General features: G+C 74.7%; 13 protein-coding genes, 2 pseudogenes and 1 riboswitch. Of the genes and pseudogenes, 8 read left to right on the top strand and 7 right to left on the bottom strand.

The window, feature by feature from the left end:
* Positions 1-78: 78 nt before the first annotated feature.
* The 5 genes from ACIQKA_RS11250 to ACIQKA_RS11230 all read left to right on the top strand — a co-directional run bounded on the left by ACIQKA_RS11250 (position 79) and on the right by ACIQKA_RS11230 (position 7886).
* Positions 79-3045 carry an NACHT domain-containing protein gene (locus ACIQKA_RS11250; RefSeq protein ID WP_402540736.1) on the top strand — a complete coding sequence of 989 codons (2967 nt, stop codon included), beginning with the start codon at positions 79-81 and terminating at the stop codon, positions 3043-3045.
* 265 nt (positions 3046-3310) lie between these two features.
* Positions 3311-3400, top strand: a complete 90-nt coding sequence (gene kdpF / locus ACIQKA_RS11245) for a K(+)-transporting ATPase subunit F (protein ID WP_383431639.1) — start codon at positions 3311-3313, stop codon at positions 3398-3400.
* Between the two features lie 8 nt (positions 3401-3408).
* On the top strand, positions 3409-5073 hold the full coding sequence (gene kdpA / locus ACIQKA_RS11240; protein WP_402540735.1) for a potassium-transporting ATPase subunit KdpA: 1665 nt from the start codon (positions 3409-3411) through the stop codon (positions 5071-5073).
* A gap of 26 nt (positions 5074-5099) precedes the next feature.
* Complete coding sequence (kdpB, locus tag ACIQKA_RS11235) at positions 5100-7208, top strand: potassium-transporting ATPase subunit KdpB (RefSeq protein ID WP_390108579.1); 2109 nt, start codon at positions 5100-5102, stop codon at positions 7206-7208.
* A gap of 6 nt (positions 7209-7214) precedes the next feature.
* Positions 7215-7886: a potassium-transporting ATPase subunit C gene (locus tag ACIQKA_RS11230; RefSeq protein ID WP_383154807.1), complete on the top strand. Its 672-nt coding sequence runs from the start codon at positions 7215-7217 to the stop codon at positions 7884-7886.
* A gap of 20 nt (positions 7887-7906) precedes the next feature.
* On the opposite strand, the gene ACIQKA_RS11225 is transcribed toward ACIQKA_RS11230, so the two are convergent.
* Positions 7907-9466, bottom strand: a complete 1560-nt coding sequence (locus ACIQKA_RS11225; RefSeq protein WP_383154805.1) for a glycerol-3-phosphate dehydrogenase/oxidase — start codon at positions 9464-9466, stop codon at positions 7907-7909.
* The gene (locus ACIQKA_RS11220) at positions 9463-10101 is read right to left on the bottom strand and encodes a TetR/AcrR family transcriptional regulator (RefSeq protein WP_383446200.1); all 639 of its coding nucleotides are present in this window, start codon (positions 10099-10101) and stop codon (positions 9463-9465) included. The genes ACIQKA_RS11225 and ACIQKA_RS11220 overlap by 4 nt, the downstream gene beginning before the upstream one ends.
* 74 nt (positions 10102-10175) lie before the next feature.
* On the opposite strand from ACIQKA_RS11220, the gene ACIQKA_RS11215 reads away from it, so the two are divergent.
* The 3 genes from ACIQKA_RS11215 (at position 10176) to ACIQKA_RS11205 (ending at position 15267) form a co-directional block, all read left to right on the top strand.
* Positions 10176-11771 carry an FAD-binding oxidoreductase gene (locus ACIQKA_RS11215; protein ID WP_383154800.1) on the top strand — a complete coding sequence of 532 codons (1596 nt, stop codon included), beginning with the start codon at positions 10176-10178 and terminating at the stop codon, positions 11769-11771.
* Positions 11772-11962: 191 nt separating this feature from the next.
* Positions 11963-12856: a diacylglycerol/lipid kinase family protein gene (locus ACIQKA_RS11210; RefSeq protein ID WP_383154797.1), complete on the top strand. Its 894-nt coding sequence runs from the start codon at positions 11963-11965 to the stop codon at positions 12854-12856.
* A 23-nt stretch (positions 12857-12879) separates the two neighbouring features.
* Complete coding sequence (locus ACIQKA_RS11205; protein WP_402540734.1) at positions 12880-15267, top strand: ATP-binding protein; 2388 nt, start codon at positions 12880-12882, stop codon at positions 15265-15267.
* On the opposite strand, the gene ACIQKA_RS11200 is transcribed toward ACIQKA_RS11205, so the two are convergent.
* The 5 genes and pseudogenes from ACIQKA_RS11200 to ACIQKA_RS11180 all read right to left on the bottom strand — a co-directional run.
* Positions 15228-15689: a response regulator gene (locus ACIQKA_RS11200; RefSeq protein WP_383154887.1), complete on the bottom strand. Its 462-nt coding sequence runs from the start codon at positions 15687-15689 to the stop codon at positions 15228-15230. The two genes, ACIQKA_RS11205 and ACIQKA_RS11200, sit on opposite strands and share 40 nt — an antisense overlap.
* A complete protein-coding gene (locus ACIQKA_RS11195; RefSeq protein ID WP_402540733.1) occupies positions 15686-17497 on the bottom strand; it encodes a PP2C family protein-serine/threonine phosphatase in 1812 nt (603 codons plus the stop codon). The genes ACIQKA_RS11200 and ACIQKA_RS11195 overlap by 4 nt, the downstream gene beginning before the upstream one ends.
* A 277-nt stretch (positions 17498-17774) precedes the next feature.
* A pseudogene (locus ACIQKA_RS11190) lies at positions 17775-17954 on the bottom strand (aldehyde dehydrogenase family protein); the annotation flags it as partial.
* 8 nt (positions 17955-17962) lie between these two features.
* Positions 17963-18274 carry an aldehyde dehydrogenase family protein gene (locus ACIQKA_RS11185; RefSeq protein WP_402540732.1) on the bottom strand — a complete coding sequence of 104 codons (312 nt, stop codon included), beginning with the start codon at positions 18272-18274 and terminating at the stop codon, positions 17963-17965.
* 174 nt (positions 18275-18448) lie between these two features.
* A pseudogene (locus ACIQKA_RS11180) lies at positions 18449-18781 on the bottom strand (acyl-CoA thioesterase); the annotation flags it as partial.
* A 158-nt stretch (positions 18782-18939) separates the two neighbouring features.
* A riboswitch (cobalamin riboswitch) is annotated at positions 18940-19095 on the bottom strand.
* Positions 19096-19659: the final 564 nt, after the last annotated feature.

The following is a 19659-nucleotide window of genomic DNA, read 5'->3' as shown; positions in this document are numbered from 1 at the left end:
CGGTGGGCGGACGGACGCGGCACGGCGGCGTCACGGTGACCGGCGGCCGACGCCGCGGGTGGAGGAGGGGGAAGACGCGTGAGCATCACCGCGGCCGTCGACGGCCGGCTGGCGGGCACGGCCGTACGGCGCCTCGTGAGCCGGGTGGAACGCGAACTCGTCCGCAGGGGCGTGGCGAGGAGGAACCTCGCCCAGACCCTGGCCTCCCTCGCCGACTCCACCCCGTCCGCCTCGTACACGGGCACCCCGGTGGACGAACCGCCCGGGGGACTGACCGAGCGGGACGTGCTCGGCTGTCTCGCGGACCCGGAGACCCTCGCGATCGCCCAGCACCTCGTCGCGGCCGAGATCCACGGCGAAGGGGCGCGCCGGTCGGTGATGTGGCTCGGGCTCGCGCTGCGCGACCACTTCCGGAGGCGGTTCCCCGGCGTCGACGCCGCCGCCGCGAACACCTACGCGGAACTCGTCTTCACCCGCCTCCACCGCAGGTGCAAGGGACTGGTGGGGTCGCTGCGCGCGACGCAGAAGGGCGACACGGATTTCCTCGACTGGTCGGACCTCACCCTGGCGAGGGCGACCGTCGACTCGCTCGACTCGTACCGCTCGGCCCTGACCCGCCCGCACCGGCCGACCGCCGGGGAGCGGGAGGAGTGGACGGAGCGCTACCGGCGGGCGTTCGCGCTGCACGAGGAGATCTCGCTGCCGGACCTCGGCAACCGGCGCCGCATCCATCACAGCGAGATCTTCGTCAGACCCCGCCTCTCCGACGGACACGCGGAAGCCCCCGTCCCGTTCGACGCCTTCCTCGACTCCGTCGACCGGACCGTGCTGCTCGGCGACCCCGGCGCCGGGAAGTCCACGACCAGCGCCCTGTCGGCCGCGTTCCTCTTCCGGCGGGGGCGGGCGGTCCCCTTCTACGTGGTCATGCGCGAGGTCGACTTCACCGCCTCGGGCTTCTCGCTGGTCAAGGTGATCGAGGCCCAGCTCTCCCACCGGTACCAGATCGAGGTGGCGGAGGGGTTCGTCGAGGAACTGCTCCTCGACGGCTCCGCCCTCCTGCTCTTCGACGGCCTGGACGAGGTGCAGTCGGAGAGCGTGCGCCGGCGCACGTCCGAGATCATCGAGACGGCGAGCCGTCTGTACCCCCTGTCCCGGATCCTCGCCACGTCGCGGATCGTGGGATACGGCTCCGCGAAGCTCGACGCCTCCACCTTCCACGAGTTCCGGATCCGGCCGTTCGACGACGGGGAGGTCCTGGACGACGGCGAGGTCCGCGCGTACGTCTCCAAGTGGTTCGCGGCGGGCTCCCGCCTGCCCGACCCGCCCGACCGCGTCACGGACGCGTTCATGCGCGAGAGCGCGAGCATCCCGGACCTCCGCTGCAATCCGCTGCTCCTGGCGTACATCTGCGTGCTGTACCGGGGGCACCGCTTCATCCCCCGCAGCCGCGCCCAGCTGTACCGGAAGTGCGCGGAACTGCTGCTGGCCGAATGGGACAACTTCCAGGGGCTGCCGGTCGACCGCGAGACGGACCTGGACGCCGTGCGGCACACGCTCGCGGCGCTGGCCTACCGGTCGATCACCGACCCGCAGTGGCTGGCGGGCATGCCCGAGGCCGACGTCAGGCTGGTCGCGGCGGCCGCCATGGCCGACGAGTCGGTCCCCGCCCTGGACGCGGCGCGCCGGCTCGCCGGGGACCTGGTCGACCTCTGCCGCGGCCGTGCCTGGATCTTCACCGAGCTGGGCACGGAGACGGACGGATCCGGGATCTTCGGGTTCACCCACCAGAGCCTCCAGGAGTACTTCGCCGCCCTCCACCTGACGCGCAACAGCGGCACCCCCGAGCTGCTGGCGGACCACCTCCTGCCCGAGCTGACCGGAGGCAGGTGGGAGGTCCTCGCCCAGATCTGCATGAACCTGGCGGACGACAAGTGGACGGCCGGCAGCAGCCGCGTCGTGACGCGGCTGCTGGAGCGGGGGCGCACGGCCGAGGGGCGGGGACTGCGGACGCTCGTGGAGTTCATGGCCCGCCGGCTCGACGTGGTCAGGATCAACGTCCCGACGATGCGGCTGCTCATGCAGCTCGCCGTCGAAAGCTACCTGTCCACCGGCTCGGGGGACCTGAGCGGCTTCCTGTCGCCCTCGGGCCCCTACCCGGAAGCGGCCTGGGCCGCGTTCGAGGACGTCGCCCGGGAGCACCTGACCTCGGTGCCGCCGGACGGAAGGACGGTCCGCGGCCTCTCGGCGGCGTGGCTCGTCGTGAACGCGTCGTACCTGATCAGGGATCCCGCCGACCGGCTCCGGGCCCGGCGTCGTACCGCTTCCCTCCTCGGCGATCCCGTCGTCGAGAAGGAACTCGGACGGATCGCGAAGAGCTGCGAACGGGCATCCGCCGCCGGCTGGGCCCTGAGCCTGTACACCGGGGCGTCGGGCATCCGGACCCTGGCCGCCCCCGAGGCCCGCCGGTCCGCGGGCCCCCCGGACGCGGCCCACAGCAACGTCCTGTCGGTCATGCTCGACACGGCGGGCACGCCGCACTCCCTGGGCCCCGTCTCTCCCGCGGCCTGGATCTTCGACGTGCTCGGCGACACGCACACCGACTTGTGGCGGCACGACCGGGCCGTCGGCGCCCTGGAGGGCCTGGCCGACGTCCTCGGCGACCCCCTGGACTCCCTGACGCACCTCGACACGCCCCGGCTGGACAACGTCTTCCTGGACTACTGGAACACGTCCGGCGCCGTCCGCTGCGACCGGGCCTTCCGGATGCTGTACGAGCGGGGGAGCGACGTCGGGCACGTCGGGGCGAGCGGCGCCCTGACGGGGATGACGTACCTGTGCGCGGGCCTCGTGGAGATCCTCGACGAGCTCTTCCCGGGCGATTTCCGGTGCCCGCTGTCCGTGGCGCTGCTGCTCAGGGCGCGTACGGATCCGTCCGCCGACCTGGAGGCGCTGACGCCGCGGCTGCTCCCGAGGGCGAGGCCGTTCGTACGGCGGTGGGCGGCGGGCCACACCATCTGGAACCCTCCCGCGGCCTACGTCTCCTGAGGCCGTCCCCCGGGGCCGTCCCGATCCGGCGTCCCGGGCCGCGCGGGAACGGCTCCGCGTAGAGGACGCGTCAAAAGGGGCGCCAGGGGCGTAAGGGCCTCGTCAACGAAGGCGGAGGGCGGCTGGAAAGGGCGTTTCCTCATCTCGTCCGAGAATCCGCTTTCCCTCTTCATCGGGAGTTCACGATGGCCGACCTGGCCTTCGTCGCCACCACGGTCGCGATCTTCGCGCTGGTGGCGTTCATCGCCAAGGGGGTGACGAAGCCGTGACTGCCGAGAACGTCGTCGGTCTGCTCGTCGCCGCCGCCCTCCTGGGCTATCTCGTCCTCGCCCTCCTCAAGCCGGAGAGGTTCTGAGCCAAGAGATGAGTCCTGTTCTTTCCGGTGTGCTCCAGCTCCTGGCACTGGTCGTCGCCCTCGGCCTCTCCTACCGGCCGCTGGGCGACCACATGGCCAGGGTGTACTCCTCGGAGAAGCACCACCGGCCCGAGAGGTGGATCTACCAGGCGATCGGCGCGGACCCGTCGGTGGCGATGCGCTGGCCCGCCTATCTGCGCGGGGTGCTCGCCTTCTCCGCCGTGAGCGTGCTGTTCCTGTACCTGCTCCAGCGGGTGCAGGGGTCGCTGCCCGGTTCGCTCGGCTTCGTGTCGATCGACCCGGACCAGGCGTTCAACACGGCCGCGTCCTTCGTGGCCAACACCAACTGGCAGTCGTACTACGGCGAGCAGGCCATGGGCCACGTCGTGCAGACCGGCGGCCTCGCGGTGCAGAACTTCGTGTCGGCGGCGGTCGGCATGGCCGTGGCGGTCGCCCTCGTGCGGGGCTTCACCCGGTCGCGCACGGGTGGACTGGGCAACTTCTGGGCCGACCTGGTCCGCGGCGTCGTCCGGATCCTGCTGCCGATCTCCGTGGTCGGCGCGCTCGTCCTGGTGGCCTGCGGCGCGATCCAGAACTTCTCCGGCATCCACGAGGTCGGGCAGTTCACCGGCGGCACCCAGCAGTGGAACGGCGGCGCGGTCGCCTCCCAGGAGGTCATCAAGGAGCTGGGCACCAACGGCGGCGGCTACTTCAACGCCAACTCCGCCCACCCCTTCGAGAACCCCGGCCCCCTGTCCAACCTCTTCGAGATCTATCTGATCCTGCTCATCCCCTTCGCCCTGACCCGCACCTTCGGCCGCATGGCCGGATCGCCGAAGCAGGGGTACGCGATCCTCGGCGCGATGGCCGCCATCTGGCTCGGGTTCACCGCCCTGATGATGTGGACCGAGTTCGCCGGCAGGGGCCCGGCGTTCGAGCTGGCCGGCGGGGCCATGGAGGGCAAGGAGACCCGGTTCGGGATCGCCGGCTCGTCGCTGTTCGCGGTGGCCACGACGCTGACGTCGACCGGCGCGGTGAACTCCTTCCACTCCTCCTACACCGGCTTCGGCGGCGGCATCACCCTGCTGGGCATGCAGCTCGGCGAGATCGCGCCCGGCGGCGTCGGCTCCGGCCTCTACGGCATGCTCGTCATGGCGGTCATCGCCGTGTTCCTCGCGGGCCTGATGGTCGGCCGCACCCCGGAGTACCTGGGGAAGAAGATCGGCACCCGCGAGATCACGTTCGCCGCCTGCTACATCCTGGTCACCCCGGCGCTCGTGCTCTGCTTCACGGCGGCCTCGTTCGTCCTGGACACCCCGGCGCGCTCGATGACCAACTCCGGCGCGCACGGCTTCTCCGAGATCCTCTACGCCTACACCTCCGGCGCCAACAACAACGGCTCCGCGTTCGCGGGTCTGAACGCCGACACGCAGTGGTTCAACACCACCCTCGGCATCGCGATGCTCCTCGGCCGGTTCCTGCCGATGGTGTTCGTCCTCGCCCTGGCCGGTTCGCTCGCCGAGCAGAAGCCGGTCCCGGAGACGGCGGGCACCCTCCGTACGGAGAAGCCGCTGTTCACCGGCCTCCTGCTCGGCACCATCATGATCATCACCGGTCTCACCTACTTTCCGGCGCTCGCGCTCGGACCGCTCGCCGAAGGGCTCGCGGCATGACCATCGACGTGCAGAAGCGGAACACCATGTCTCCCACGACCTCGTCCGCGACGGCTTCCCGGCACGACGCCCCCACCGGCCACCGGCCGGTGGCGCGCAGGGTCGGCGGCGGCCTCTTCGACCCCGGGCAGCTGATCGCCTCCCTGCCCGACGCGCTGCGCAAGCTCGACCCGCGCGTCATGATCAGGACACCGGTCATGTTCGTGGTCCTGGTCGGCTCGGTGGTGACCACCGTCCTGGCGGCCACGGACCCCACGGACCCGTTCGGCTGGGCGATCACCGCCTGGCTGTGGCTGACCACGGTCTTCGCCAACCTGGCGGAGGCGGTCGCCGAGGGCCGGGGCAAGGCGCAGGCCGACACCCTGCGCAGGGCCAGGACCGGCACCGTCGCCCGCCGTGTCACCGGGACGGGCGAGGAGCGGGTCCCCGGCACCGACCTGCGCGTCGGCGACCTGGTGGTCTGCGAGGCGGGCGACGTGATCCCGGGCGACGGCGACGTCGCCGAGGGCGTCGCGAGCGTCGACGAGTCGGCGATCACCGGCGAGTCCGCCCCGGTCGTCCGCGAGTCGGGCGGCGACCGCTCGGCCGTCACCGGCGGCACGAAGGTCCTCTCCGACCGGATCGTCGTCAGGATCACCGCGAAACCCGGCGAGACGTTTATCGACCGCATGATCGGCCTGGTCGAGGGCGCGGCGCGGCAGAAGACGCCGAACGAGACCGCCCTCGACATCCTCCTCGCCTCCCTGACGATCGTGTTCCTGCTCGCGGTGGTGACCCTCAAGCCCTTCGCGATCTACGCGGGCGCCGACGAACAGACCTCCCTGATCGTCCTGACGGCCCTGCTCGTCTGCCTGATCCCGACCACCATCGGCGCCCTGCTCTCCGCGATCGGCATCGCGGGCATGGACCGGCTCGTCCAGCGCAACGTCCTCGCGATGTCGGGGCGCGCGGTCGAGGCCGCCGGCGACGTCGGCACCCTGCTCCTCGACAAGACGGGCACGATCACCCTCGGCAACCGGCAGGCCGCCGGGTTCCTGCCCGTGCGCGGCACGACGGCCGCGGAACTCGCCGACGCCGCCCGGCTCTCCTCCCTCGCCGACGAGACGCCCGAGGGCCGCTCGATCGTCGTCCTCGCCCGGGAGGAGCACGGCCTGTGCGGACCCGACCGGGGCGAACTCGCCCGCGCCGAGTGGATCGCCTTCACCGCCCGGACCCGCATGTCGGGCGTGGACGTGGACGGGCGCAAGGTCCGCAAGGGCGCGGCCGGTTCGGTCGCGGCCTGGGTGGAGGAGCGGGGCGGCCGGGTCGCCGGGGACGCGCGGGCGCTCGCGGACCGGATCGCCGGAGCCGGCGGCACGCCGCTGCTCGTCGCCGTGGAGGACGGCGCGGGCGCGCGGGTCCTGGGCGTGGTCCACCTCAAGGACGTGGTCAAGGAGGGCATGCGGGAGCGGTTCGACGAGTTGCGCCGCATGGGCATCCGCACGGTCATGATCACCGGCGACAACCCGCTGACCGCGAAGGCCGTCGCCGAGGAGGCCGGCGTCGACGACTTCCTCGCCGAGGCCACCCCCGAGGACAAGATGGCCCTCATCGAGCGGGAGCAGGCGGGCGGGAAGCTGGTCGCGATGACCGGCGACGGCACCAACGACGCCCCGGCGCTCGCGCAGGCGGACGTGGGCGTGGCGATGAACACGGGCACGTCGGCCGCGAAGGAGGCCGGCAACATGGTCGACCTCGACTCCGATCCGACCAAGCTCATCGAGATCGTCGCGATCGGCAAGCAACTCCTCATCACCCGGGGCGCCCTGACCACCTTCTCGATCGCCAACGACGTCGCGAAGTACTTCGCGATCATCCCCGCGATGTTCGCGGTCGCCCATCCGGGCCTGGACAAGCTCGACGTCATGGGCCTGGCCTCGCCCCAGTCCGCGATCCTCTCCGCCGTGATCTTCAACGCGCTGGTCATCGTCGCCCTCGTGCCGCTCGCCCTCAAGGGCGTGCGCTACCGGCCCTCCGGCGCCGACGCGATGCTCCGCCGCAACCTCGGCGTCTACGGACTCGGCGGCCTGGTCGCCCCGTTCGCCGGCATCAAGCTCATCGACATGCTCCTCTCCCTCATCCCCGGAATCGGCTGATCCACGATGAACAACTCAGCAGTGAACACGGGCCGGGTGCTCTGGGCGGGCCTGCGCGCCCTGCTCGTCCTGACCGCGGTCACCGGCGTGCTCTACCCGCTCGCCGTCACCGGCGCCGCCCAAGCCGCCTTCCCCGACGAGGCCAACGGCTCGGAGATCGAGGACGCGAGCGGCAGGGTCGTCGGCTCCGCGCTCATCGGCCAGCGCTACGACCTGCCGCCCGAGGAGGGCGAGGAGGCGCCGGCCCCCGACCTGCGCTGGTTCCAGCCGCGCCCGTCCAACGGCCTGGGCGCCAACAGCGTCAACACCAGGTACGCGATCGTCCTGTCCGGCGCGACCAACCGCTCCGGCGACAACGCCGACCTGATCCGGTGGATCGCGGAGGCCAAGGCCGCCGTCGTGCGGGACAACTCGGTGCCCGGCCACCCGGTCGGGCCCTCGGACGTGCCGGCCGACGCGGTCACGTCCTCCGGCTCCGGCCTGGACCCGCACGTCTCCCCGGAGTACGCCGCGCTCCAGGTCCACCGCGTCGCGGCGAGGAACCACCTGCCCGTCGCGACGGTGGACAGGCTGGTCGCGGACCACACCGAAGGCCGCGTCCTCGGCTTCGTCGGCGAGCCCCGCGTCAACGTCCTGAAGCTCAACACCGCGCTCAAGGACCTGGTGGCCGGGGGCTGACGGCCCCCGGCCGGCCGTCGTCAGGCCGTCCGCGTCAGCGCCTCGTCCGCCGCCGCCACCGCCGCCGTCCGGTCCTCGGCGACGAGGCCGATGCGGGTGCGGCGGTCGAGGAGGTCGGAGGCGTCGAGCGCGCCCTCGTGGCGGACCGCCCACAGGAGTTCGGCGCGCGTGACGGGGTGGCCGGGGACGACGGGACGGGCGAGGTCCGGTTCCCGGAGCCCGAGCGCGTGCACCGCGGTGGCCTCGGTGCCGTAGCGGCGCACGAGCCGCGCCGGGACGTCGAGGCCCGCGAGGGCCCGCGGCCGGGCGGCGCCCACCAGGGGCACCGAGGCGGTGCGGCAGGGGCCCGCGGCCAGGCCGCGGGCGGCCACGGCGGCGTCGAGGGCGTCCTGCGCCATCCGCCGGTAGGTCGTCAGCTTGCCGCCGACGACGGTCACGACCCCGTCGGGCGAGGTGAGGATCGCGTGCCTGCGGGAGATGTCGGCGGTACGGCCTCCCGCGTCGCGCGTGTCCAGGAGGGGGCGCAGACCGGCGAAGGCGCCGACGACGTCCTCGCGGCGGAGGGTGACGTCGAGGGCGGAGCCGAGCACGTCGAGGAGGAAGCCGATGTCGGTCTCGGGGACCTCCGGCACGTCGGGGACCTCGCCGTCGACGGGTTCGTCGGTGAGCCCCACGTACACCCGGCCGTCGCCCTGGGGGAGGACCAGGACGAAGCGGTTGGCCTCGCCCGGGATGGGGATGTGCAGTCCCGCGGAGAGCCGGCCGAGGTCCTGGTCGCGCAGGACGAGGTGGGTGCCGCGGGAGGGCCGCAGCCGGACGTCGTCGACGAGGCCGCCCGCCCACACCCCGGCCGCGTTGACGACCGCGCGGGCGCGGACGCGCAGCTCCTCGCCGCTGGTCTCGTCGCGGACCAGCGCGCCGTCGCCGGTGAGTCCGAGGGCGCGGACGCGGGTGAGGATCCGCGCGCCGTGGGCCGCGGCGGTGCGGGCGATCGCGGTGACCAGGCGCGCGTCGTCGCTCAGCTGACCGTCCCAGGACAGGAGGCCGCCGCGCAGGCCGGTCGGGCGCAGGGCCGGAGCGAGGTGGCGGGTCTCGACCGCGGACAGGGTGCGCGGGGCGGGCAGCGTGCGGCGCGACGTGCGGGCCGAGGCCCGCAGCGCGTCGCCCGCGAGGAAGCCGGCCCGGGCGAGCGCGGCCTGACCGCGGCTCACGAGCGGGGTGAGGGGGAGGACGAACGGCTGGGCGCGGACCAGGTGGGGCGCCGTCCGCTCCATCAGCACGCCGCGTTCGACGGCGCTCTCGTGGGCGACGTCCAGCTGCCCGGTGGCGAGGTAGCGCAGTCCGCCGTGGATCAGCTTCGAGCTCCAGCGGGACGTGCCGAACGCGAGGTCGTGCGCGTCGATCGCGGCGACGCGGAGTCCGCGCGTGGCCGCGTCGAGCGCGGCGCCCGCGCCGGTCGCGCCGAGCCCGACGACGAGGACGTCGACCTCGGCGCCGTCGGCGAGCGCGCCGAGCTCGCGGCCGCGGCGCGCGGCGCTCAGCGAGGAACCGGGCAGGGCGGGGCCGCTCGTGGAGGTCATGGGGTGAGGGTCCTCTCCAGCAGGGTGCGCAGTTCGCCCAGGAAGGCGTCCTGGTTCAGTTCGGGATCGGTCTCGTCGGTCATGGTGCGCAGCGAGAGCGTGAAGGACTGCACGACGAGCAGCAGGGACCGGGCCTGGAGGTCCACCGGCGCCCGGCGCACGGACCCGTCCTCGTGGCCCGCCCCGATCGCGGCGACGAGCAGCCCGAGGAAGGCCTCCTGGCTGGCTCCCCTGCGGTCGAGGACGTAGGGCAGCAGCAGCTCGGGGTCCACGTCGAGGATCTTGTGGAAGAGCGGATGGGCCCGGAACGCGGCGGCGCCCGCGACGAGCCCGTCCACGATCCGCGCCCGGACGGGCCGGTCGTCGGCCCCGGCCGGCATGGCCCCGGCCGCCACGGCGGTCCACTCACGGGTCATCAGGTCGCCGACGAGGCTGCGGACGTCGGGCCACCGCCGGTACAGCGTCATCCGGGACACGCCCGCGCGCCGGGCGACGTCGGTCAGGGTCGTCCGGCGCACGCCGACGGCCAGGACGCAGTCGCGTGCCGCGTCCAGGACGAGGTCGGTGTCCGAGCGCCTGCGCTCCGGCCGGCCGGGTTCCGCGGGGTCCGAGTGGTTGTGACGAATGGGCGTCATCTGTCACAGTGTAATGCCAGTACGGGCCGAGCGGCAGCACCGTCCGTGGAACAGACCGAGAGGAAACCCTCGCAGTGGACATGTTGTGGAGCGGCTGGGGCGACCCGGCCAAGGCGGCCCCCCTGCCCGACGCGGTGACGGGCCTGCTGCGCGACCTGCTCGGCGTCACCCCCCGCCCGAGCGGGCCGGCGGCCCTCGACGCGATCGGCCTCCCGCCCTCCCCCCTGACCGACGGGGCGCGCACCGCGCTCGCCGGGGCGCTCGCCGCCGGGGACGCCCTGCGGGAGGACGCCGAGAGCCGCGTCCGGCACACCCGGGGCAAGTCCACCCCCGACCTCCTGCGCATCCGCGCGGGCGAGGTCGACGACGTCCCCGCCGCCGTCGTGCTCCCCGGCAGCCACGACGAGGTGGTCGCCGTCCTGCGCGTCTGCGCCGCGCACGGCCTGTCGGCCGTCCCGTTCGGGGGCGGCACCTCCGTCGTCGGCGGCCTGGCGCCCGAGACGAAGCGGCCCTTCGTCGCCCTCGACCTGCGCCGCCTCGACCGGCTCGTGAGCGTGGACGAGGTCTCCCGCACCGCCGTCCTCGAACCCGGCCTGCGCGGCCCGCGCGTCGAGGAACTCCTGAACGCGAAGGGCTGGACCCTCGGGCACTTCCCGCAGTCCTTCGAATGGGCGTCCGTCGGGGGCTTCGCCGCCGCCCGCTCCAGCGGCCAGGCCTCGGCCGGGTACGGCCGCTTCGACGAGATGGTCCTCGCCCTCACCGTCGCCACCCCCGAAGGCACCCTGGAGACCGGACGCGCCCCCCGCTCGGCCGCGGGCCCCGATCTGCGCCAGCTGATCCTCGGCTCCGAGGGCAGCCTCGGCGTCATCACGGCCGTCACCGTCCGCATCCGCCCCCTGCCCCGCAGGCGCGTCTACGAGGGCTGGCGCTTCGCCTCCTTCGAGGCGGGCACCGCCGCCCTCCGCCGCCTCGCGCAGGACGGCCCGCGCCCCACCGTGCTGCGCCTCTCCGACGAGACCGAGACCTTCGTCGGGCTCGCCCAGCCGGACGCCATCGGCGCCACCGACGTCCCGCAGGGCGGGGGCTGCATGGCCATCGCCGGCTACGAGGGCACCGAGGCCGAGACCGGGACCCGCCGCGCCGCCGCCCGCGCGATCCTGCTCGACGCCGGGGGCGAGTACGTCGGCGAGGAGCCCGGCGACCGCTGGGCGCACGGCCGCTACGACGCGCCCTACCTGCGCGACGCCCTGCTCGACGCCGGCGCCTTCGCCGAGACCCTGGAGACCGCGGCCTTCTGGTCCGCGCTGCCCGGCCTCCACACGGCGGTGCGCGACGCGCTGACGAACGCCCTCACCGAGGCCGGCACCCCGCCGCTCGTCATGTGCCACGTCTCCCACACCTACGAGAACGGCGCCTCGCTGTACTTCACCGTCGTCTCGGCGCAGGGCGAGGACCCGGTCGCCCACTGGGAGCCCGCGAAGCACGCCGCGAACGACGCGATCCTGGCGGCGGGCGGCACGATCAGCCACCACCACGGCGTCGGCACCGACCACCGCGACTGGTACGCCCGCGAGATCGGCCCCCTGGGCGTCCGCCTGCTCCAGGCCGTCAAGGCCGAGGTCGACCCCTCCGGCGTCCTCAGCCCCGGCGTCCTCGTCCCCGTCCGCTGAACCCCGCCCCCGCCGGTCCGCGGACGACTCCCCCCATGGGCCGGCGGGCGGACCGGCGGCCCCGGGGACTCCCGCCGCCGACCGCGTCCGCGTACGGTGCCCCGGGAGCCGACCGCCCGACGGCCCGCCCGTCGCCCCGCCCGTCCGTCGCTCCCCTCTCTCCCGCTCTCTCCCGCTCGGAGGCCTGACCCATGCGACAGTTCACCGCCGTCGTCAACCCCACCGCAGGGGGATCCAGCGGCACGGCGGCCCTGCTCCCGCTGGCCCGGCTGTTGCGGGAAGCGGGTGCGCGGCTCGACACCGTCTACAGCCGGAGCCTGGAACACGCGCGGGAGATCGCCCGGGACGCCGGCGGGCGGGGGCACGTGGTGCTCGCGGTCGGCGGCGACGGGATGGCCGGCTGCGTCGGCGGCGCGCTCAGCGGTACGGACACGGTCTTCGGCCTGGTCCCCGCCGGCCGGGGCAACGACTTCGCCCGCGCGCTCGGCCTGCCCGCCGGCGCCCCGGACCTCGCGCGGGTGCTGCTCGACGCCGAGCCGCGCCCGGTGGACACGATCGAGGTGGAGTCCGCCGTACACGCGCGGATCTCCGTCCTGGGCAGCGTGTACGCCGGCGTCGACGCGGTCGCCAACCACCACGCGAACGCCTCGCGGCTGCTGCGGGGAGCGGCGTCGTACTACGCGGGCGGCCTGCGGGCCGTCCTCGCGTGGAAGCCCGCGGCCTACCGCGTCACCGTCGACGGCGTGACGCACGAGCGCACCGGCTACACCGTCGTGGCGGCGAACTCCGGCTTCTACGGCTTCGGCAGGAACGTCGCCCCCGGCGCCCGGCTCGACGACGGACTCCTGGACGTCGTCGTCATCGGCGACGCCCCCAAGCACCACTTCTTCGCGACGATGAACGAACTGAAGACCGGGGCGCACGTACGGCGCCCGCAGGTGGAGATCCTGCGCGGCCGGGAGATACGCATCGAGGCGGACCGGACGCTTCCGTACGGCGCCGACGGCGAGGTCGACGCCGCCCTGCCGGTGACGGCCCGGGTGCGGCCGGGCGCGCTGCACGTCCTGGCGCCCCCTTCGAGATGAGCCGCCGGCGGCGAACGGGGAGGATGGGACCGGGTCCGGGGCCGGAGGTTCCGGCCGGGACCCGGGAGAGCGGTGAACCAGTGGAACAGCGATGGCTGTCGCGGCGGGCGCAGGAGGCCGAAGGGGCCGCGGAAGGGGGCTTCGACCTCACGCGGTGCGTACGCGAACCGATCCACCTGCTCGGCGGCGTGCAGTCCTCCGGCTCGCTGGTGGCGGTCGACCCGGAGACCGGCGTGGTCGAGGTCGCCGCGCACAACACGGGAGCCCTCCTCGGCGTGGAGGCGGTGGACCTGGTCGGCGGGCCGGTGACGCGCCTGGTGTCCGCCGCCGCCTTCGAGGAGGCGCTGGAGGCGGCCGGCGACGAGGGAGGGACGCCCGCCGCGCTCGCCCTGCCGGACGACGCGACGGCCCCGGGCCACCGGTTCGACGTGTCCGCCCACCGCCGGGACGGACTGCTGATCATGGAGTTCGAACCGCGCGGCGCCGACGGCGCCGAGGCGCGCGGGTTCTACCAGGGGGTGCGCCGGGCGCTGGCCCGGCTGCGGTCGGCGCGGGACACGGAGGACTGCTGCCGGGTGGCGGTCCGCGAGGTGCGGGCGCTGACCGGCTTCGACCGGGTGGTCGCCTACCGCTTCGACGGCGAGGACGGCCCGGGCGAAGTGGTCGCCGAGGACGTCCGGGAGGACTGGGAACCGTGGCTGGGCCTGTGGTTCCCGGCGACCGACATCCCGCCGCAGGCCCGGAGGCTGTACCGGGAGAACTGGATCCGGGTGATCGGGGACGTGGACGACGCCGCCGTCGGACTGCACCCGCCCGTGCGGGAGGCCACCGGCGCGCCCCTGGACCTGTCGCAGGCCGCGCTGCGCACCGTCTCCGGATTCCACCTGGAGTACCTGCGCAACATCGGCGTGCGCTCCTCGATGTCGGTGTCGGTGCTGCGCGAGGGGCACCTGTGGGGGCTGATCGCCTGCCACGGGGCGGAGCCCGCGCGGATCACCCCGGAAGTGCGCTCGGCGTGCGAGATGTTCGGCGCCGCGTTCTCGCTCCAGCTGTCCGCGATCGAGGAGCGCGAGCGCGCGGACGCGCACGTGGAGTCCACCGCCCGCTCCGCGGCGGTGGCCGAGGCGCTCGAACGGGAACGCCTGGAGGAGGGCCTCGGCGACGGCGGCGGCCCGCTCATGGAGCTCCTCGACGCGGACGGGGTGGTGCTCCGGCGGGCCGAACGCACCCTGGGCGCGGGCGAGGCGTTCGGGCCCGGCCTGCTCCGGGCGCTGGAGGAGCGGGCCCGCCTGCTGACGCCGGGCGTGCCCTGGTGCACCGACCGGCTGGCCGAGGAGGACGGGCCGGGCGGCGGCGCGGAAGCGGCGGACGGAGGACCGGCCGGGGTGCTGGTGGTGCCGCTGTCCGGAGCGGGGGAGTACATCGCCTGGCGCCGTCCGGAGCGCCCGATGCCGCGGCAGTGGGCGGCCGACCCCTCGGCGCCGGTACGGGTCGGGCCGCGCGGCGAACGCCTGACGCCGCGCGGCTCGGGGGCCGTCTTCCGGGCCACCGTACGCGGCCGGAGCCTGCCCTGGACCGTCCGCGACCGGGTGGCGGCCAAGGAGCTGTGGCGGCTCCTCACGGGCCTGGTCCTGCGGCACGCCGAGGTCCTGGACGCGATCAACGACGAGCTGCGGATGCGCAACGTCGACCTCGACTCCTTCGCCCACGCCGCCGCCCACGACCTCAAGGAGCCGCTGCGCGGCATCTCCAACGCGGCGACGTTCGCCATGGAGGACGCAGGGGAGGGGCTCGACGAGGTCACGCTGCGCCGGCTGCGGACCATGCAGCGACTCGCCGGACGCATGGACGAGCTGCTCAACTCGCTGCTGCACTACGCCCGGCTCGGCCGCGCCGGACTGCGGGTCCGCGAGGTGGAGCTCGGCAGCGCCCTGGACGCGGCCCTGGAGGTGGCCGGGCCCCGGCTGGCCGAGCAGGGGGTGACCGTGGTCCGGGGGACGCTGCCCCGGGTCCGGGCGGACGCCGACCGGCTGGACGAGATCCTGGTCAACCTGCTGGTCAACGCGGCCAAGTACGCCCGGCCGGACGGGGAGCGCCGGGTCGAGGTCACCGTGGAGCGCCACCCGGTCCCGCCCGCCGGGGGAGCCCCGGGGGCGTCCGCCGGGCCGGAGCTGACCGTCGTCGTCAGGGACAACGGCATCGGCATCCCGGCGGACCGGCGCGACGACGTCTTCGACCTGTTCCGCCGCCTCCACGGGCCGGGCGAGCACGGCGGGGGGACGGGGGTGGGCCTCGCCCTGGTCAAGCGGATCGTCGAACGGCACGGGGGCCGCATCTGGCTGGACGCCGTCCCCGGCGGCGGGACCGCGTTCTACTTCACGCTCGGGAGCTCCGAGCCGGACCCGGCCTGACGCCAGTAGTCGACGGCGCCCTTCAGGACGGTCTGGAAGAGCGCGAAGTTGACCGGCTTGTAGACGTAGCTGTCCGCTCCCGCCGCGTAGCAGGCGTCGACCTCGGCGGGGGCGGTGGAGGAGGTGAAGACCACCACCGTCACCGCGCCCAGCTCCGGCCGGGAGCGGATCCGCTCCAGCACCGCGTGCCCGCCGATGCCGGGCATGTTCAGATCCAGCAGGATCAGCCCGGGAAGGTCCTCGCGGGCGAGCAGCGCGTCCACCAGGCCCTCTCCGCGGTCGGTGAACTCGAGGGCCAGGTCGGGGTGGGTGCGGCGCAGCGCGCGCTCGATCGCCTCGGCGTCCTCCGGACTGTCCTCCACGACCAGGATCCGGTCGCGGGCCGGGCGCCGCTCGTCCGTCGTCTCCGGCACGCCGCTCATCGTGTGTCCTCCACCCGTTCCTCCTCCACCCGGGCGACCAGCACCGCGGTGTCGTCGTCGCCCACGGCCCGGAAGGCGGTCGCGCGGGCGATCAGCCCGGCGGCGTCGCTCCCGTCTCCGCAGCTCTCCCGGACCGCATCGGGCAGTACGTCCTCGAACATCGTCCCGTCCGCCGAGCGGGCCTCCGACAGGCCGTCGGTGAACATCACCAGCGCGTCGCCCGGCTCCAGCGCGGTCTTCCCCGGCTCGTACAGGGCGTCCGGCACCACTCCCAGCAGCATCCCGGACGCCCGGACCTCCTCGACCCGCCCGTCCGCGCGGCGGATCAGCGGACGCGGATGCCCGGCCGAGGCGGCCTCGACGGCGTATCCGTCGCCGTCCGGGGTGAGCACGCCGACGAACGCGGTGACGAACCGCGCGGCCTGCTGGCCGGTCAGCACGCTGTTGAGACGGCTCAGCGCCTCGCCCGGCGGCGCCTTGTCCTCCAGCAGGACGCGCAGGGTGTGCCGGGCCAGGCCGGCCAGGGCCGCGGCCTCGGCGCCCCGGCCGCACACGTCCCCGACGAAGAGGGCCAGCGCGCCGTCCCGGCGCACCACGGCGTCGTAGAAGTCGCCGCCCACCTCCAGGGAGTCGTCGGCCACCTCGTAGGCGGCGGTCAGCCCGACGCCGGGCCAGTCGGGGAGCGAGCCCGGCAGCAGGTGCCGCTGGAGCTGCTCGGTGTTGCGGCGGCGCTGCTCGTAGGCGGTGGTGGTGTCGATGGCCAGCGCCGCCCGGCCGGCCAGGTCGTCGAGGACCCGCAGGTCGACGATCTCCCGCTCGGGACGGTGGTAGACGAACGTCAGCGTGCCGAGGAACTTCCCGCGCGCCCGCAGCGGGCTGATGCTCACGGCCCGCACGGCCCGGCCCGGTCCCTCGCCGTGCGGCCCGAACGCGGACGTCTCCAGGGCCTCGCCCGTGAGCAGGGTGCCGTGCGGCAGGTCCGCCGCGGCCCGCAGGGCCCCGTCCAGCCACGGGTCGTCCGAGGCCACTCCGTGCAGCCAGGGCTGCACGGCCGCCGCCACGTGCACGGTGGCCACCGGGGACAGCAGGTCGCCCGGCCGGCGCAGGTGCACCACGCAGGCCTCCGCCACCGCCGGGACGGCGAGCCGGGCGACGCGCTCCAGCGTCTCCCGCGCGTCGAGGCTGGCGTCCATCTGGAGGGACGCCTCGGCGAGGAACGCCTCCTCCACCCGGCGGCGCTCCGCGGCCCTGTGTTCGAGGACCCGCCGGTTGCCGGCCACCAGGACCTCGCTCAGCTGGAGCAGCCGCGTCGGCAGGACGGGATCGGCCTCCTCGCGCCCGCCCAGCCCCAGCGAGAAGGACGCCCAGTCGTCGCCCCCGAGCGAGAAGCGGGCCTCCAGGGCCCGGCGCGCGCCCGCCTCGGCCAGCAGGGCCCCCTCGGGTGCGAACCCCTCGTCGTCCGTCGTGAGGTCGTGCTCGTACAGGTGCACCGGCGCGCGGTTCCCGGCGTCCTCCCCGCCTCCGGCGGGCGGCCGGCCCGGCCCGGTCCGCACGCTGCCGGGAAGAGGGGTCGTGGTGGCCACCGCGGTGGCGCCGTCGGCCGTCAGCCGCCGCACGTACCGCAGGCTGCCGCCGTCCCAGCGGCTTCCCGTCACGGCGACGACGCCCCGCTCCGCCAGCATCAGGGAGTAGACGTGCCGGGCCATGTCCGTGATGTCCTGGGCGTCCTGGGCGGCCAGCCACATGCGGTGCAGGCCGGCGGACCAGGCCTCCGGGTCCGTACCGGTCGCGCCCTCGACTCGCCTCACGCTCTCCTCGATCATGTCGGCTGTACTGGCCGGAACTCTCGCCCCGCCGCCCCGGGGACCGGATGGCGGAAGTCTCCGGGCGGGCCGCACGTCCCAGCGTACGTGGCCGCCGCCGGTCCGCGGAGGCGGTGGCACGGCCGGTGCCCGGACCGCCGGGCCCGGGGACTCGGCCGGCGATGCCGCCGAGCTCCGCGTCGGCGGGCAGGACGCGCACCGGCTTGCGGCGGACGAACTCCCGCATGCCGAGCGCGGACGGCTCGCGTCCGTAACCGGAGCGCTCGATGCCGCCGAAGGGCAGGTCGGGCCGGGTGGAGGCCGGGTGGTTGACCCACACCATGCCGGTCTCCATCCGCTCGGCGACCCGGCGTCCGCGCTCCGCGTCGGCGCAGAAGACGGAGCCGCCGAGACCGTACTGGCCGTCGTCGGCGAGGGCGATCGCCTCGTCCTCGTCGGCCACCCGGTGGATCACGGCGGCGCGGCCGAGACTTCCTCCGCGTAGGCCCGCATCCCGGACTTGACGCCGGTGAGGACGGTCGGCTCGACGAAGGCACCCGGGCGGTCGATCCGGTGGCCGCCGGTGACCAGCTCGGCCCCCTGGTCCACCGTCTCGCGGATCTGCTCGACCGGGCCGGCGGCGGCCTGCTCCGACGAGAGCGGGCCGGGCGTGGTCGCCTCGTCCGCCGGGTCGCCGGACACCAGCGCCTCGAACGCGCGGCGCATCCCCGCGACGAAGTCGTCGTAGACCCCGTCGGGGACGATGAACCGCTTCGACGCCACGCAGCTCCGCCCGGAGGAACGCCCCGCGCCGGCCGGGCACCGGGCCACGGGCGGTCGGCGGGGTCCGGGTCCGACACTCGTGGGCGAGGAGACCGCCGCCCCGGCCGTGCGCGCGCACGGCCGGGGCGGCGGCCCGCCCGGTCAGGACGGGCCGGGCAGCGGTGTGTCGAGGACCGGGACGGGGCGCGGGGTGCCGTCGGCGTCGACGGCGACGAAGGTCAGGAAGGCGGTGGCCACCTCGGTGGCGGGGCCGGTGCTGTTCCAGCGCTCGGAGGTCACCCGGACCCCGACGGTCATCGACGTCCGCCCGGCCCGTTCGAGCCCGGCCTCGACGCTCAGCAGGTCTCCGGCCCGCACGGGGGCGAGGAAGGTCATCCGGTCGACGGAGGCGGTGACGGCCGGGCCGTCGGCGTGCCGCCCGGCGGCGGCGGCCGCGGCGTCGTCGATGAGCTTCATCATCACGCCGCCGTGGATGGTGCCGTAGAGGTTGGTGTCGTGCTCGCTCATGATGTGGGCGAGGACGACCCGGGAGTCCTCCGGCGTCTTGGCGGGACGGGCGGTGGGAACGGGACCGGTGACGGTGGGATCTGCCACGTCAACTCTCCTTCGCGAGTCGCGGCGGGGCTGTTCCGCGCGCACGGGGTGTGGGCGCGCGGGCAGCGGGCAGGTCTTCGGACTCGCGGGCACGCCCTCCGGACTGGTCCGGCGGACACCTAGTGGCCGTCGCTTCCCAGCCCCTTCCCGGGGCCAGTGCGTATGACGGCGGTCGTTCCCGCTCACCGCTGCGGGGCAGTCCCGGATTCCCACCGGGTTCCCTCTTACGACGCGTCCCGCCCGGCGGACGGGGGCGAACCAGCTGCCCGACCAGCCTACGCCGCGCTCCGACGGGGCCGTTCCACGCGTCGCCGCCTGCCGGGACCGCGGTGCCCGGCGGCCCTCCGGAGCCCGCTCCGCACGGGTTCGGCCGTGCGATCGACGCAGACGGCGGACGCGGCCCGGGAGATCCCCGATCCGGACGCCTGGCGGAAGACCCTGCGGGGCGCCCGGGGAGCGCTGTGGCCCCGGGCGCCCGTGCTTCCTCGCGGCCGGCCCGGAGACCGGGGAACGCGCCGCGCGCGAGGTCGCCGAAAGCCTGTCGCGCCCCGAGCCCCGGGGCCCACGGGGCGAGGGGTCCGGCTGCCGCGTCCGGCCGGGCCGCCGCCACGACCGCGAAGGGCGTACGGAGCGTCAGCCGCCGTCGGCCGCACTCCGGTTCACGGCCCGCGCGCTCGCGCGGACGTGGCCGGATCACGGTCCGGGACCGGGTGGACATCACCCGGCGCTGAAACGCGGACGGCGCCGACGTCTCTCCTCCCGCCCCGTTCCGTACTCCTCGCGGCCCGGTT

The organism is Streptomyces sp. NPDC092045 (assembly GCF_044756005.1).
Taxonomy (GTDB): domain Bacteria; phylum Actinomycetota; class Actinomycetes; order Streptomycetales; family Streptomycetaceae; genus Streptomyces.
This window is presented reverse-complemented; position numbering and strand designations above follow the sequence as displayed.

Excerpts from the sequence above, each read along its gene's own strand:
- kdpA (WP_402540735.1), top strand. The coding sequence starts at position 3,409 with ATGAGTCCTGTTCTTTCCGGTGTGCTCCAGCTCCTGGCACTGGTCGTC.
- kdpB (WP_390108579.1), top strand. The coding sequence starts at position 5,100 with ATGTCTCCCACGACCTCGTCCGCGACGGCTTCCCGGCACGACGCCCCC.
- ACIQKA_RS11230 (WP_383154807.1), top strand. The coding sequence starts at position 7,215 with ATGAACAACTCAGCAGTGAACACGGGCCGGGTGCTCTGGGCGGGCCTG.
- ACIQKA_RS11225 (WP_383154805.1), bottom strand. The coding sequence starts at position 9,466 with ATGACCTCCACGAGCGGCCCCGCCCTGCCCGGTTCCTCGCTGAGCGCC.
- ACIQKA_RS11220 (WP_383446200.1), bottom strand. The coding sequence starts at position 10,101 with ATGACGCCCATTCGTCACAACCACTCGGACCCCGCGGAACCCGGCCGG.
- ACIQKA_RS11210 (WP_383154797.1), top strand. The coding sequence starts at position 11,963 with ATGCGACAGTTCACCGCCGTCGTCAACCCCACCGCAGGGGGATCCAGC.
- ACIQKA_RS11205 (WP_402540734.1), top strand. The coding sequence starts at position 12,880 with ATGGGACCGGGTCCGGGGCCGGAGGTTCCGGCCGGGACCCGGGAGAGC.
- ACIQKA_RS11200 (WP_383154887.1), bottom strand. The coding sequence starts at position 15,689 with ATGAGCGGCGTGCCGGAGACGACGGACGAGCGGCGCCCGGCCCGCGAC.